The organism is Streptomyces sp. NBC_00353 (assembly GCF_036108815.1).
GTDB lineage: Bacteria > Actinomycetota > Actinomycetes > Streptomycetales > Streptomycetaceae > Streptomyces.
In genome coordinates, this window is record NZ_CP107985.1 from 8,027,509 (window position 1) to 8,042,784 (window position 15,276).

The window sequence follows — 15,276 nt, forward strand, 5'->3', positions numbered from 1 at the left end:
ACGTCGTGTGATCGGGCCTGGGTTGCCCCGTACCGTATATGGGTTAGCTGTGGAATGAGGAGCGCCGGTAGGCTCTGAACTGCCGCGACCTTCTCAGCCGCAGTCGGCCGCACCCCTTCGTCGGACGACCATTAAGGACGATCGTGCTCATTGCCGGGTTCCCCGCCGGGGCCTGGGGGACCAATTGCTACGTGGTCGCCCCCGCCGCCGGTGAGGAGTGCGTGATCATCGACCCGGGCCACCAGGCCACCCAGGGAGTCGAGGACGCGCTGAAGAAGCATCGGCTGAAGCCCGTCGCCGTAGTGCTCACCCACGGGCACATCGATCATGTCGCCTCGGTCGTCCCGGTGTGCGGCGCGCACGATGTCCCCGCCTGGATCCACCCCGAGGACCGGTACATGATGAGCGACCCGGAGAAGGCCCTCGGCCGCTCCATCGGGATGCCGCTCATGGGCGAGCTGACGGTGGGGGAGCCGGACGACGTCAAGGAGCTGACCGACGGTGCCCAGCTGCTGCTGGCCGGTCTGGAGTTCGGTGTTGCGCATGCGCCCGGCCATACCAAGGGGTCGGTGACGTTCAGGATGCCCGAGGCCGCGGATGTTCCGCAGGTCCTCTTCTCGGGCGACCTGCTCTTCGCCGGCTCCGTCGGACGCACCGACCTGCCCGGCGGCGACCACGCCGAGCTGCTCGAGTCGCTGGCCCGTGTGTGCCTGCCGCTCGACGACTCGACCGTGGTGCTGTCCGGCCACGGCCCCCAGACGACCATCGGCCGCGAGCGCGCCTCGAACCCGTATCTGCACGGGCTGGCCGCGCCCCGACGAGGAATGTGACGAGAGTTAGAACCGTGAGCACCTTCAAGGCCCCCAAGGGCACGTACGACCTGACCCCGCCCGACTCCGCGAAGTACCTCGCGGTGCGCGAGGCGCTCTCCGCACCGCTGAAGAACTCCGGCTACGGCTACATCGAGACGCCCGGCTTCGAGGACGTCGCGCTCTTCTCGCGCGGAGTCGGTGAGTCCACCGACATCGTGAGCAAGGAGATGTACACCCTCACCACCAAGGGCGGCTCCGAGCTGGCGCTGCGTCCCGAGGGCACCGCGTCGGTGCTGCGTGCCGCACTGGAGGCCAACCTCCACAAGCTCGGCAACCTGCCGGTCAAGCTCTGGTACTCCGGCTCGTACTACCGCTACGAGCGTCCGCAGAAGGGCCGCTACCGGCACTTCTCGCAGGTCGGTGCCGAGGCGATCGGCGCCGAGGACCCGGCACTGGACGCCGAGCTGATCATCCTGGCCGACCAGGCGTACCGCACGCTGGGGCTGCAGAATTTCCGGATCCTGCTGAACTCGCTGGGCGACAAGGAGTGCCGTCCCGTCTACCGGGACGCGCTCCAGGAGTTCCTGCGCGAGCTCGACCTGGACGACGACACCCGCCGCCGCATCGACCTCAACCCGCTGCGGGTCCTCGACGACAAGCGCGCCGAGGTGCAGAAGCAGCTCGTCGGCGCACCGGTCCTGCGTGACTACCTGTGCGATGCGTGCAAGGCGTACCACGAGGAGGTCCGCGATCTGCTGACCGCGGCGGGTGTGGTGTACGAGGACGACGAGAAGCTCGTCCGCGGCCTCGACTACTACACCCGCACCACCTTCGAGTTCGTCCACGACGGACTCGGCTCGCAGTCCGCGGTCGGTGGCGGCGGCCGCTACGACGGCCTGTCCGAGATGATCGGCGGCCCGGCGCTCCCGTCGGTCGGCTGGGCGCTCGGCGTGGACCGTACGGTGCTCGCACTGGAGGCCGAGGGCATCGAGCTCGAACTGCCCTCGTCCACCAGCGTCTTCGCGGTGCCGCTCGGTGAGGAGGCCCGCCGGGTGCTGTTCGCCAAGGTGACGGAGTTGCGCCGAGTGGGCGTAGCCGCCGACTTCGCGTTCGGCGGGCGCGGTCTCAAGGGCGCGATGAAGAGCGCCAACCGGTCCGGCGCCCGCTTCACCGTCGTCGCGGGCGAACGTGATCTCGCCGAGGGCGTGGTCCAGCTGAAGGACATGGAGTCGGGGGAGCAGCAGGCGGTCGCGCTCGACGCGCTGGTCGCCGAGATCCAGCAGAAGCTGGCCTGATCCACCGTCTCCGACTGTGCCCGCCCGGTCCGCCGGGCGGGCACAGTGCGTCACCGCCCCTGTACCGTCAACCCCGCGGGAGCCGGTTCATCCTGGCGGACGAGACCGAACCGGGAAGACGGCGGTCTGCGGGGGGAGGCCGGGGCGGGGGGTCGTCGTGGCCGTCCGCTGTCCGTAACGCCTGGGCAGCCCCCGCACAGCCCCCTGTCGGTTCGGTCGCGGCGAGGTAGTGGCTAGCGAAAGCCGCGCGTTCCCTGCCGCCGTGTGTGCGTCTCTCCGCACATCTTTATGTCCATCGAACGGATGGCAGGTGAGGTGGTGCGGCACAATGACCATGCCCAGCAGGCCACTCACTGATGGAACGGCGATATGACGACTGCAGCGGTTGACCATCCCTCCTCGGACCAGGACGAGGACGGCCGGAAGAGGACCATCGGCGGCAGCCGCGCGTTCGCACTGCTGCTGGTGATCACCGGTGCCGCCGCCCTCCTCGCCGCCTGGGTCATCACGATCGACAAGTTCAAGCTGCTCGAGGACCCCAGCTTCACACCGGGCTGCAGCCTCAACCCCGTGGTCTCGTGCGGCAACATCATGAAGAGCGAGCAGGCGTCCGCCTTCGGGTTCCCGAACCCGATGCTGGGACTCGTCACCTACTCCGTCGTCATCGGCATCGGCCTGGCCCTGCTCGCCGGCGCCCGCTTCCGCAGCTGGTACTGGCTCGGCCTCAACGCGGGCACACTGTTCGGCGTCGGTTTCTGCACCTGGCTGCAGTACCAGTCGCTGTACAACATCAACTCGCTCTGCCTGTGGTGCTGCCTGGCCTGGGTCGCCACGATCTTCATGTTCTGCTACGTCACCACGCACAACATCAAGCACCGGATCCTGCCCGCGCCGAACTGGCTGCGCAACGCACTCACGGAGTTCCACTGGGTGCCGCCGGTCCTCTGGGTCGGCATCATCGGCATGCTGATCCTGACCCGCTGGTGGGACTTCTGGACCAGCTGACCGTCCGCGCCGGGAGCGGGCACCGGCCCGGCCGGGATGTCAGTGCCGTGACATAGGCTTCAAAACGTGGAGCCCGACCTCTTTACCGCAGCCGCCGAAGACCGCCAGGAGAAGGACCCGTCCAGCAGCCCCCTCGCTGTCCGGATGCGCCCTCGTAGCCTCGACGAGGTCGTCGGCCAGCAGCATCTGCTGAAGCCGGGCTCGCCGCTGCGCCGCCTCGTCGGCGAAGGGAGCGGCGGACCTGCCGGCCCGTCGTCGGTGATCCTCTGGGGCCCGCCCGGCATCGGCAAGACGACTCTGGCGTACGTGGTCAGCAAGGCCACCAACAAGCGCTTCGTCGAGCTCTCCGCGATCACCGCGGGGGTCAAGGAAGTACGGGCCGTCATCGAGGGCGCCCGCCGCGCCACCGGTGGCTACGGCAAGGAGACCGTCCTCTTCCTCGACGAGATCCACCGCTTCTCCAAGGCCCAGCAGGACTCACTGCTGCCGGCCGTGGAGAACCGCTGGGTGACGCTCATCGCCGCGACGACCGAGAACCCGTACTTCTCGATCATCTCGCCGCTCCTGTCGCGCTCGCTGCTCCTGACCCTCGAATCACTCACCGACGACGATCTGCGCGCCCTGATGCGCCGCGCCCTGACCGCCGAGCGCGGCCTCGGCGGCGCGGTCACACTGCCCGAGGATGCCGAGGCCCATCTGCTGCGCATCGCGGGCGGTGACGCGCGCCGCGCGCTGACGGCGCTGGAGGCGGCGGCCGGTGCGGCCCTCGCCATGCAGGAGAAGGAGGTCACCCTCCAGACGGTCGAGGCGACCGTCGACCGGGCAGCCGTGAAGTACGACCGGGACGGCGACCAGCACTACGACGTGGCGAGCGCGCTGATCAAGTCGATCCGCGGCTCCGACGTGGACGCGGCGCTGCACTATCTGGCCCGGATGATCGAGGCGGGGGAGGACCCGCGGTTCATCGCCCGGCGGCTGATGATCTCCGCCAGCGAGGACATCGGCCTCGCCGACGCCACGGCGCTGCCCATAGCGGTCGCCGCCGCCCAGGCCGTCGCCATGATCGGCTTCCCGGAGGCGGCGCTCACCCTCAGCCATGCCACGATCGCGCTGGCGCTCGCCCCCAAGTCCAATGCGGCGACGCTGGCGATCTCCGCCGCCCAGGCGGATGTGCGCAACGGCCTGGCAGGCCCGGTCCCGGCCCATCTGCGCGACGGCCACTACAAGGGGGCCGCCAAGCTGGGCCATGCGCAGGGCTACGTCTATCCGCACGATGTCCCCGGCGGGATCGCAGCCCAGCAGTACGCCCCGGACGCGGTCGCCGACAAGCGCTACTACCGGCCCACGCGGTACGGCGCCGAGGCGCGGTACGCGGATGTGGTGGACCGTGTCCGCGACCGGCTGGGCCGCGGCGGTTCCGACGACGTCACGGACGCGTAGAGCTCCTCCTCCGGACGGTGGGGCACCCGTTCAGCGTGCGGCCGCTTCGAACAGTGTGTGCATCGCGTGGCGCAGTTCGGTGACGTCGCGCACCGGCTGGGGGAATTCGAAGCGTGCGTCGAAGCACCGCCCGTCGGCCTCGCAGAAGCGCACCCGCAGCCCGTGCCGGTCGAGCGCGACCGGCACGACCGAGGGCCGGTGGGCCGCGCAGCTGTCGTCCGCCCGCTCGCCCAGCAGCCCGCACAGCAGCGCCACCTGTTCGCCGTGCGCCGTGTGCAGATGCTGCAGCAGCTCCGCCTCGTGGGCGACGAGCGGGTCGGCGGCGGCATCCCGGAATTCCTCCGGCTCGACGTCCTGGGCGCCCCACAGATCGTCGACGTACGCCTCGCCGGTCTCCAGCCGCAGCATCATCCGTCCGGGCCCGGCCATGCCCGGTACGGAGGTGAGCCATCCGGAGATCCAGCCGCGGCCACGGATGCGGTGCGGTACGGAGACCGGTGCGACGTCCGTGATCTCCAGCACTGCGGTCAGCTCGTCGTCCTGGGCGCGCGTGGCAGCCCGTACGGCCGGGGAATCGGCGGGGAATTCGAGGAACAGATCGCCCTCCGGGCCTACACTGCGATCCAGCGGCACCAGCTGGTCGAAACCGGCTGTGGTCAGCCCGGGGATGAGCAGTACCGCCGAACAGGTACTCTGTACGAGAGTTCGTGTGCGCTCGGCTGCTGACGGCATCCGAGTGTTTTCAAGCCCGCTGGGACGCGGCTGACCACGATCTGATCGGTCCTCCGTCGTATCGGCGCCCTCGATGGCGTCGACGCTGTCAGTGCTGTCCGTGACGTGTGTGGTGTTCCCAGGGCGAGACATGCGATCTCCTTGAGTAAGGTGAGCCTAACCTAACCCACAACGGAGGTCTGGAGAACGTGCCTAATCAGTCGCGTCCCAAGGTCAAGAAGTCTCGTGCGCTCGGCATCGCCCTGACGCCGAAGGCCGTCAAGTACTTCGAGGCCCGCCCCTACCCGCCGGGCGAGCACGGCCGTGGCCGCAAGCAGAACTCGGACTACAAGGTCCGTCTGCTCGAGAAGCAGCGTCTGCGCGCCCAGTACGACATCAGCGAGCGCCAGATGGCGCGCGCCTACGACCGCGCCAAGAAGGCCGAGGGCAAGACGGGCGAGGCGCTCGTCGTCGAGCTCGAGCGCCGTCTCGACGCGCTGGTCCTGCGTTCGGGCATCGCCCGCACGATCTACCAGGCCCGCCAGATGGTCGTCCACGGTCACATCGAGGTCGACGGCCGCAAGGTCGACAAGCCGTCCTTCCGCGTCCGTCCCGACAACATCGTGATGGTCCGCGAGCGCAGCCGCGACAAGCACCCCTTCCAGGTGGCCCGCGAGGGTGGTTACGCCCCCGACGGCGAGACCCCGCGCTACCTGCAGGTGAACCTGAAGGCCCTGGCCTTCCGCCTGGACCGGGACCCGAACCGCAAGGAGATCCCGGTGATCTGCGACGAGCAGCTCGTCGTCGAGTACTACGCCCGCTGATCCAGGCGTAGCCGCTCTCACCAGCGCTCAGGCCCGCCCCCTCCCCGATGTCGGGGAGGCGGCGGGCTTCCGCGTTCTGCCGTCCGGGGCCGGTACGGGACCACGCCGCTGTCCCTTCACGCCCGGACGGTCCACGGGCAGGCAAGCCAGCGCCCGTGCCACCGCCGCGTCCGGATCCAGCTGCGCACCCGCCCGACGACCCGATTCGTACCGTGCGTCGCCGAGCTCCCGCCGCGCCAGCCGCTCGCACTCCGCCCGCGGCCTGCCGTAGTACGCCGAACCGAACAGCGGCAGCCCCACCGACGGCCAGAACCGCTCGGCGGCCCCCTGCAGCACCGCCGCCTCCGCCGCATCCCCCTCGACCGCCGTGACCAGTGCCAGCAGTTCCATGGCGAGGACGGACCCGAGCAGGTCGTGGAAGGCGTGGCCGATCGCCAGCGACTCCCGGAGCAGCTCCCGGGCGCACTCCGGCCGCCCCTGCTGCAGCTGTGCGTAGGCCAGCACATAGAGCGCGTACGAGAGTGCCCACCGCTCCCCGTGGTCCTCGCAGACCTCCTTGACCTCCTGGCAGATCTCCGCCGCGGCCTCCAGGTCCCCGCGGAACCCGACCGCCATCGCCAGTTCGATCTGGGCCATCAGCACGTTGCTGTTCATCTCGCCGAGGTCCCGGTAGCGCACCAGCGCGTCCTGCAGCAGCTCCTCGGCGCGGACCATGTCGTCCGTGACGAGGGCCAGACAGCCCGTGCGGTGCACCGCGTAGGCCTGGGCCGTGGCGTCACCGGCCCGGTCCGCCTCCTCCCGGCACTCGTGCAACGCGGAGATCGCCCCGACCGCGTCCCCCTGCAGTACGGCCACGTACCCGAGCACCCACAGCGCCTTGAGCCGGGAGGGTTCGTACGGCGTCTCCCCCTCCAGTACATGGTTCAGCCAGTGCCGCCCCTCCGAGAGGCGCCCGCAGCCGACCCAGAGGAACCAGAGCGTGCCCGCCAGGTACTGCGCGAGATGGGCCTCGTCCGGGCACGCCAGCGAACACTCCATCGCCCGGCGCAGATTGGGCAGCTCGCTCTCGGCCCGGGCCGCGACCTCGCCCTGCCGAGGGCTGAACCAGTCGAGTTCGCACCAGGTGGCGAGCCCCAGGAACCAGTCCCGATGGCGCCGTCGTAACCGGTCCGTGTCGCCGGTGGCGGCCAGCCACTCGGCGCCGTACTCGCGCACGGTGTCCAGCATCCGGTAGCGGGTGCCCACCGCCGAGTCCTCGCGCAGCACCACGGACTGCGCCAGCAGCGCCGTCAGCACATCGAGCACCGACTCGGCCGGCAGCTCGGGGCTGCTGCAGATGTACTCGACGGCCTCCAGATCGAACTGCCCGGCGAATACCGACAGCCGCGCCCACAGCAGCCGCTGCTCCGGGGCGCACAGCTCATGACTCCAGCCGATGGCCGTACGGAGCGTCTGGTGGCGCGCCTGCGCGCTGCGGCTGGTGCCGGTCAGCAGGCGGAAGCGGTCGTCCAGACGTTGCAGCACCTGTTCCGTGGACAGGGCGCGCAGCCGTCCGGCGGCCAGTTCCAGCGCGAGTGGGATGCCGTCCAGCCGACGGCACAGCTCCCGCGCCGATCCGCGGTTGTCCTCCGTCAGCCGGAACTCCGGGCGCACCGCCGAGGCCCGCTCCGCGAACAGCGTCATGGCGTCCTCGTCGGCCATCGGTGCGAGCGGATAGGTGACCTCGCCGTCCAGCTCCAGGGGCTGCCGTCCGGCGGCCAGCACCCGCAGCTGCGGGGCCCTGCGCAGCAGCGCGCACACCAACTCGGCGCAGGCGTCGACAAGATGCTCGAAGCCGTCGATCACCAGCAGGAGCCGGCGTTCGGTGAGATGTTCGAGGAGTGTCGTGCGGGGCGGGCGGCTGGTGTGATCGGTGAGTCCCAGCGCGTCGATCACGGCATGTTCCAGCAGTCCCGGGTCGTGGACGGTGGACAGCTCCACCAGCCGGACCCCGTCGCAGTACCGTTTCTCCAGGAGAGCTGCTGCCCGGGTGGCGCAGCGGGTCTTCCCCACGCCACCCACCCCGACCACGGTGACCAGTCTCGATTCCGTCAGCAGACGGCTCAGGTCGGCCAGCTCCTCGTCACGTCCCACGAATCGGTTCAGTTCCGCCGGGAGATTGCCGCGGGCCGTGGTACCGGGGCTCGGAGCGTCGGGGGAATCGTCGGGGGAGGGGCGCTGGGAGCGTCGCATGAAACACGCAGAGTACTGGCGCGGCAGCTCTCCGTACAATCTCCTTTGTGCAACTCCCGTTGCCCCCATCCGTAATGCGGTAGGGGGCGCACCCCCCGGCGCGATAGGGTCGGGAGACGACGATTCGACAAGCCAGAGAGCGGTGCAACGTGTCCGGTGGAGAGGTGGCCGGGATCCTGGTGGCCGTCTTCTGGGCGATCCTGGTCTCGTTCCTCGCCGTCGTCCTGGTGAGGCTGGCCCAGACGCTCAGGGCAACCACCAAGCTCGTGGCGGAAGTGACCGAGCAGGCCGTTCCGCTGCTTGCCGACGCCTCCGCGACGGTGCGCTCCGCGCAGACTCAGCTCGACAAGGTCGACGCGATCGCGACGGACGTCCAGGAGGTCACCTCCAACGCCTCGGCGCTCTCCACCACCGTCGCATCGACCTTCGGCGGACCACTGGTCAAGGTGGCCGCGTTCGGTTACGGAGTGCGGCAGGCCATCGGCCGCCGGACCTCCCCGGAAGCCGAGCCGGCCCGCCGGGCGGCGTCGCGTCGCACGGTGATCGTCGGCCGTACGGTGCCGTCCGCGAGGGCCAAGAAGCGCGGCGGCAGAAGCTCCCGCGGATCGAAGGACTGACGCAGCGATGTTCCGCCGTACGTTCTGGTTCACCGCCGGCGCAGCCGCCGGCGTCTGGGCCACCACCAAGGTCAACCGGAAGCTCAAGCAGCTGACCCCCGAGAGCCTCGCGGCGCGCGCCGCCGACAAGGCGATCGAGGGAGGTCACAAGCTCAAGGACTTCGCTCTCGACGTCCGCGACGGCATGGTCCGGCGCGAGGCCGAGCTGGGGGAGGCGCTGGGCCTGCAGGCACCGGTCGACCCCGAGCTCCCGGTACAGCGTCATTTCGCGGTCGAGGCGGCCGAGCCCGCCCCGGCCGCAGACGCCACCGCCCACCGCAAGCTCCCCTACAACTCGTACAACGACAACTCGTACAACCGGAATGAGGACCACTGATGGAGTCGGCTGAAATTCGTCGCCGCTGGCTGAGCTTCTTCGAGGAGCGCGGGCACACCGTCGTGCCTTCGGCGTCGCTCATCGCGGACGACCCGACTCTGCTGCTGGTCCCCGCGGGCATGGTTCCCTTCAAGCCGTACTTCCTCGGCGAGGTCAAGCCGCCCGCTCCGCGCGTCACCAGCGTGCAGAAGTGTGTGCGTACGCCCGACATCGAAGAGGTCGGCAAGACCACCCGGCACGGCACCTTCTTCCAGATGTGCGGCAACTTCTCGTTCGGCGACTACTTCAAGGAAGGCGCCATCAGCTACGCCTGGGAGGCTCTCACCACCTCCGTGGCGGACGGCGGCTTCGGTCTCGACCCCGAGCGACTGTGGATCACGGTCTACCTCGACGACGACGAGGCCGAGCAGATCTGGCGCGACAAGATCGGCGTCCCGGCCGAACGCATCCAGCGTCTGGGCAAGAAGGACAACTTCTGGTCCATGGGCGTCCCCGGCCCGTGCGGACCCTGCTCCGAGATCAACTACGACCGCGGCCCCGAGTTCGGCGTCGAGGGTGGACCGGCCGTCAACGACGAGCGGTACGTGGAGATCTGGAACCTGGTCTTCATGCAGTACGAGCGGGGCGCCGGCGACGGCAAGGAGGACTTCCCGATCCTCGGTGACCTGCCGTCCAAGAACATCGACACCGGCCTCGGCCTCGAGCGCCTCGCGATGATCCTGCAGGACGTGCAGAACCTGTACGAGATCGACACCTCGATGGCCGTCATCGAGAAGGCCACCGAGCTGACCGGGGTGCGCTACGGCGAGAACCACACCTCCGACGTCTCGCTCCGCGTCGTCACCGACCACATGCGTACGTCCGTCATGCTCATCGGCGACGGTGTCACCCCCGGCAACGAGGGCCGCGGCTACGTCCTGCGCCGCATCATGCGCCGCGCCGTCCGCAACATGCGCCTCCTCGGCGCCACCGGCCCGGTCGTCGCCGAGCTCGTCGACACGGTCATCAAGTCGATGGGCCAGCAGTACCCGGAGCTGATCACCGACCGCAAGCGCATCGAGACCGTTGCCCTCGCCGAAGAGGCCGCCTTCCTGAAGGCCCTCAAGGGCGGCACCAACATCCTCGACACCGCGGTCACCGAGACCAAGGCCGCCGGCGGCAAGGTCCTCGCCGGCGACAAGGCGTTCCTGCTCCACGACACCTGGGGCTTCCCGATCGACCTCACCCTGGAGATGGCCGCCGAACAGGGCCTCGCCGTGGACGAGGACGGCTTCCGCCGCCTGATGAAGGAGCAGCGGGACCGCGCCAAGGCCGACGCCAAGGCCAAGAAGACCGGCCACGCCGACCTGTCCGCCTACCGCGAGGTGGCCGACAAGTCGGGCTCCACCGAGTTCACCGGCTACACCTCCACCGAGGGCGAGTCGACGATCGTCGGCCTCCTCGTCGACGGGATCTCCTCGCCCGCCGCCACCGAGGGCGACGAGGTCGAGGTCGTCCTCGACCGCACGCCGTTCTACGCCGAGGGTGGTGGCCAGCTCGCCGACCAGGGCCGGATCCGGCTCGACACCGGCGCCGTCATCCAGGTGCGCGACGTCCAGCAGCCGGTCCCGGGCGTCTCCGTCCACAAGGGCACGGTCCAGGTCGGCGAGGTGACGGTCGGCGCCATCGCCTACGCCGCCATCGACACCACCCGCCGCCGCGCCATCGCCCGCGCCCACAGCGCCACGCACCTCACGCACCAGGCGCTGCGTGACGCCCTCGGCCCGACGGCCGCCCAGGCCGGTTCGGAGAACTCGCCGGGCCGCTTCCGCTTCGACTTCGGTTCGCCCGCCGCCGTCCCCGGCACGGTCCTCACCGACGTCGAGCAGAAGATCAACGAGGTTCTCTCCCGGGAGCTCGACGTCCAGGCCGAGGTCATGTCGATCGACGAGGCCAAGAAGCAGGGCGCCATCGCCGAATTCGGCGAGAAGTACGGCGAGCGGGTCCGGGTCGTCACCATCGGCGACTTCTCCAAGGAGCTGTGCGGCGGTACGCACGTCCACAACACCGCCCAGCTGGGTCTGGTGAAGCTGCTCGGCGAGTCGTCCATCGGCTCCGGCGTGCGCCGTATCGAGGCCCTCGTCGGCGTCGACGCGTACAACTTCCTGGCCAAGGAGCACACGGTCGTCGCCCAGCTCCAGGAGCTGGTCAAGGGCCGCCCCGAGGAGCTTCCGGAGAAGGTCTCCGCCATGCTCGGCAAGCTGAAGGACGCCGAGAAGGAGATCGAGAAGTTCCGCGCGGAGAAGGTCCTCCAGGCCGCCGGCGGACTCGCCGAGTCCGCCAAGGACGTACGCGGTGTCGCCCTGGTCACCGGACAGGTGCCGGACGGGACGTCCGCCGACGACCTGCGCAGGCTGGTCCTCGACGTCCGGGGCCGTATCCAGGGCGGTCGTCCGGCCGTCGTGGCGCTGTTCACCACGGCCAACGGCCGTCCGCTGACCGTCATCGCCACCAACGAGGCCGCCCGCGAACGCGGCCTCAAGGCCGGCGACCTGGTCCGTACGGCTGCCAAGACCCTCGGTGGCGGTGGCGGCGGCAAGCCGGACGTCGCCCAGGGCGGCGGCCAGAACCCCGCCGCGATCGGCGAGGCCATCGCCGCTGTCGAACGCCTCGTCACCGAGACGGCGTGACGGCGGGAGTGACGCAGATGCGCCGCGGACGTCGCCTCGCGATCGACGTCGGGGATGCCCGGATCGGGGTCGCCTCGTGCGACCCCGACGGGATCCTCGCCACCCCGGTGGAGACCGTGCCGGGACGCGACGTCCCGGCCGCCCACCGGCGGCTGGGGCAGATCGTCGAGGAGTACGAGCCCATCGAGATCATCATCGGTCTGCCCAGATCCCTGGGCGGCGGTGAAGGGCCCGCCGCGGCCAAGGTCCGGCTCTTCGCCCAGGAGGTCGCCCGCTCGGCCGCACCCATTCCGGTGCGATTGGTGGACGAGAGGATGACCACAGTGACGGCGAGTCAAGGACTGCGAGCCTCGGGTGTGAAGTCCAAGAAGGGCCGGTCTGTCATCGACCAGGCTGCCGCTGTGGTGATCCTCCAGAACGCTCTGGAGTCGGAGCGGGCGTCAGGTAAAGCTCCGGGCGAGGCCGTCGAAGTGGTTGTCTGATCGCGATACGGTAACGTTCCGCGCGATGCGGCGGTGTTCGAACAAATACCGCACAGCAAGAGGCGGAAGTTCGTCTCGCGGCTCTAGGGGATCGATGACTGAGTATGGCCGGGGCCCCGGCTCCGAACCGTGGCATCCCGAGGATCCCCTCTATGGGGACCAGGGATGGGATGGCCAGCAGGCTGCCCACGGCCAGAGCCAGTACGGCGGCCCGCAGCAGTCCTATCCGCAGGACCCCTATGCCCAGCAGCAACCGCAGCAGACGTACCCCCAGCATCAGCAGTACCAGCAGTACGGCTCACCGCAGGACCCGTACGGGCAGGACCCGTATGGGCAGCAGCAGCCGCAGCACCAGCACGACCCGTACGCCCAGGACCCGTACGCGCAGCAGCAGCCGCAGCAGCCGCAGCAGCCGCAGCAGCCGCAGCAGCCGCATGACCCGTACGCCCAGCAGGCTCCGCAGCACCAGCAGTACAACGGGGGCTGGGACACCGGTCAGCAGCCTGCGGCGATGCCGCCGTACGACGGCAATTCGCAGGACGCGTACGGGAACCGGCCGGGTGGCTACGGTGCTTCGCACGACCCCTACGGCACTCCGGAGGCGTACCCGCCGCCGCAGCCCCCGGGCCGGCGCGAGGCCGAGACCGAACAGGGCCCACCGCGTAACCCCGACTGGGACCCGGACGAGCCCGAGGAGGAGACGCACCCCTTCTTCACGGGCGTCGACGACGACCGCGATGTCCGGCGCCCCCGTGACGACGATGACGAGTACGACGACGACCCGCGTGAGTCGCGCAGGGACGGCGGCAGCGAACGCCGCGGCAAGGGCAAGAAGAAGAGCCGCAACGGCTGTGCCTGCCTCGTCGTCTCCGTGGTCCTCGCCGGCGGTCTCGGCGGCGCGGCCTACTTCGGCTACACGTACTGGCAGGAACAATTCGGCGCGGCACCGGACTACACCGGCAAGGGCTCCGGCACGGTCGAGGTCGAGGTCCCGAAGGGTGCCCTCGGCAACGAGATCGGCAACATCCTGAAGGAGAAGGGTGTCGTCAAGAGCGTCGACGCCTTCATCGCGGCGCAGACCGAGAACCCCAAGGGGAAATCGATCCAGGCGGGCGTCTACGTCCTCAACGAGCACATGTCCGCGGCCGAGGCCGTGAAGATGATGATCGACCCGAAGAGCCAGAATCTGCTGATCATTCCTGAGGGCAGGACCACCAGGGATGTCTACAAGATGGTCGACACGAAGCTCGGTCTCAAGGCCGGCACCACCAAGGACGTTGCCAAGAAGAACGTCGGCGGTCTCGGGCTGCCGGACTGGGCCGACGACGACCCGGCCGTCGACGACCGGCTGGAGGGCTTCCTCTATCCCGCGGCCTACCCGGTCACCAAGGAGATGAAGCCCGAGGCCGTCCTCAAGAAGATGGTCTCCCGGGCCAACCAGGAGTACGGCAAGGTCGACCTCGAGTCGAACGCCAAGAAGCTGGGTCTCAAGAGCCCCTGGCAGCTGATCACCGTCGCCAGCCTCGTTCAGGCCGAGGGCAAGTACAAGCACGACTTCGACAAGGTCGCCCGGGTCGTCTACAACCGGCTCAAGCCCAACAACACCGAGACCTACGGACTGCTCGACTTCGACTCCACCGTGAACTACGCCAAGGCCCAGAGCACCCTGGACACGGGCGCGGTCTCGAACCTGCGGAAGTTCAAGGACCCGTACAACACGTACTACGTCCACGGACTGCCGCCGGGTCCCATCAACAACCCCGGCGAAGCGGCGCTTCACTCGGCGATCAAGCCCACCCCCGGGCCTTGGTACTACTTCGTGTCCGTGACCGCGGACAAGACCGTGTTCGCGGTCACCAACGAAGAGCACGAGCGCAATCGCAAGAAGTACGAACAGGAGAAGTCGGGTCAGTGAGCACCATCCGACGGGCGGCCGTCCTCGGCTCGCCCATCGCCCACTCGCTCTCCCCGGTGCTGCACCGTGCCGCGTACACCGAACTCGGTCTCGCCCACTGGTCGTACGACCGTTTCGACGTGGACGAGGCGGGGCTCCCCGGCTTCATCGAGGGACTCGACGCCTCCTGGGCCGGGCTGTCGCTCACGATGCCGCTGAAGCGCGCGATCATCCCGCTGCTGGACTCGGTCAGCGGGACCGCATCCTCCGTCGAGGCCGTCAACACCGTGGTCTTCACCGAGGACGGCCGTCGCGTCGGTGACAACACCGACATCCCCGGCATGATCGCCGCGCTGCGTGAGCGCGGCGTCGAGAAGACCGACTCGGCCGCCGTCCTCGGCGCCGGAGCCACCGCGTCCTCCGCGCTCGCCGCGCTGTCGGAGATCTGCACGGGTCCGGTCACCGCATACGTACGCAGCCGCGAGCGCGGCGACGAGATGCGCGGCTGGGGCGAGCGGCTCGGGGTCGACGTACGGATCGCCGACTGGGCGGACGCGGAGCAGGCGCTGCGCGCACCCCTGGTGATCGCCACCACGCCGGCCGGCACCACGGACGCGCTCACCGGTGCGGTGCCGACGGCTCCCGGCACGCTGTTCGATGTGCTGTACGAGCCCTGGCCGACCGGACTCGCCGCAGCCTGGTCGGCCAGGGGCGGCGCAGTCGTCGGAGGTCTGGATCTTCTGGTGCACCAGGCCGTCCTCCAGGTCGAGCAGATGACGGGTTGCTCACCGGCCCCTCTCGCGTCCATGCGGCAGGCCGGTGAAGCGGCACTCGCCGCCCGCTGACACCCGGCACGGAGGAGCTCCGATCCGTCCGTCAGCTGGACCGGCGGACGGGTCGGGGGCCCGAACGTGGGAGG

At 69.5% G+C, this 15,276-nt stretch carries 13 protein-coding genes; 11 read left to right on the forward strand and 2 right to left on the reverse strand.

The window, feature by feature from the left end; all coding sequences use genetic code 11:
* The first annotated feature begins 143 nt into the window (after nt 1–143).
* From OHA88_RS36220 to OHA88_RS36235, 4 genes are all read left to right on the forward strand, one after another.
* Entirely contained in the window at nt 144–830 is a 687-nt protein-coding gene (locus tag OHA88_RS36220; protein WP_267006199.1) for an MBL fold metallo-hydrolase, read from the forward strand.
* A gap of 14 nt (nt 831–844) precedes the next feature.
* Nucleotides 845–2,107 carry a histidine--tRNA ligase gene (gene hisS / locus OHA88_RS36225; protein WP_328628606.1) on the forward strand — a complete coding sequence of 421 codons (1,263 nt, stop codon included), beginning with the start codon at nt 845–847 and terminating at the stop codon, nt 2,105–2,107.
* A gap of 369 nt (nt 2,108–2,476) precedes the next feature.
* Nucleotides 2,477–3,112: a vitamin K epoxide reductase family protein gene (locus OHA88_RS36230; RefSeq protein ID WP_267006201.1), complete on the forward strand. Its 636-nt coding sequence runs from the start codon at nt 2,477–2,479 to the stop codon at nt 3,110–3,112.
* A gap of 66 nt (nt 3,113–3,178) precedes the next feature.
* Nucleotides 3,179–4,552, forward strand: a complete 1,374-nt coding sequence (locus OHA88_RS36235; RefSeq protein WP_326631853.1) for a replication-associated recombination protein A — start codon at nt 3,179–3,181, stop codon at nt 4,550–4,552.
* Nucleotides 4,553–4,582: 30 nt separating this feature from the next.
* Here OHA88_RS36235 and OHA88_RS36240 read toward each other — a convergent pair whose 3' ends face one another.
* On the reverse strand, nt 4,583–5,284 hold the full coding sequence (locus OHA88_RS36240; protein ID WP_328628607.1) for a DUF2470 domain-containing protein: 702 nt from the start codon (nt 5,282–5,284) through the stop codon (nt 4,583–4,585).
* 188 nt (nt 5,285–5,472) lie between these two features.
* Between OHA88_RS36240 and rpsD the strand changes: the two genes are divergently transcribed.
* Complete coding sequence (gene rpsD / locus OHA88_RS36245) at nt 5,473–6,087, forward strand: 30S ribosomal protein S4 (protein WP_030918857.1); 615 nt, start codon at nt 5,473–5,475, stop codon at nt 6,085–6,087.
* 27 nt (nt 6,088–6,114) lie between these two features.
* Here the strand turns inward: rpsD and OHA88_RS36250 are convergent, their stop codons facing one another.
* Nucleotides 6,115–8,319: an ATP-binding protein gene (locus tag OHA88_RS36250; protein WP_328628608.1), complete on the reverse strand. Its 2,205-nt coding sequence runs from the start codon at nt 8,317–8,319 to the stop codon at nt 6,115–6,117.
* Between the two features lie 164 nt (nt 8,320–8,483).
* Here OHA88_RS36250 and OHA88_RS36255 point away from each other — a divergent pair, with 164 nt between their 5' ends.
* From OHA88_RS36255 to OHA88_RS36280, 6 genes are all read left to right on the forward strand, one after another.
* Nucleotides 8,484–8,936: a DUF948 domain-containing protein gene (locus tag OHA88_RS36255; RefSeq protein WP_267008162.1), complete on the forward strand. Its 453-nt coding sequence runs from the start codon at nt 8,484–8,486 to the stop codon at nt 8,934–8,936.
* Between the two features lie 7 nt (nt 8,937–8,943).
* Nucleotides 8,944–9,312, forward strand: a complete 369-nt coding sequence (locus OHA88_RS36260) for a DUF6167 family protein (protein ID WP_267006205.1) — start codon at nt 8,944–8,946, stop codon at nt 9,310–9,312.
* Nucleotides 9,312–11,981, forward strand: a complete 2,670-nt coding sequence (gene alaS, locus OHA88_RS36265; RefSeq protein ID WP_328628609.1) for an alanine--tRNA ligase — start codon at nt 9,312–9,314, stop codon at nt 11,979–11,981. Before OHA88_RS36260 ends, alaS begins: the two co-directional genes overlap by 1 nt.
* Nucleotides 11,978–12,463: a Holliday junction resolvase RuvX gene (ruvX, locus tag OHA88_RS36270; protein ID WP_267006207.1), complete on the forward strand. Its 486-nt coding sequence runs from the start codon at nt 11,978–11,980 to the stop codon at nt 12,461–12,463. The genes alaS and ruvX overlap by 4 nt, the downstream gene beginning before the upstream one ends.
* 94 nt (nt 12,464–12,557) lie before the next feature.
* A complete protein-coding gene (gene mltG / locus OHA88_RS36275; RefSeq protein ID WP_328628610.1) occupies nt 12,558–14,378 on the forward strand; it encodes an endolytic transglycosylase MltG in 1,821 nt (606 codons plus the stop codon).
* Entirely contained in the window at nt 14,375–15,202 is an 828-nt protein-coding gene (locus OHA88_RS36280; protein WP_328628611.1) for a shikimate dehydrogenase, read from the forward strand. The genes mltG and OHA88_RS36280 overlap by 4 nt, the downstream gene beginning before the upstream one ends.
* The last annotated feature ends 74 nt before the right edge of the window (nt 15,203–15,276 follow it).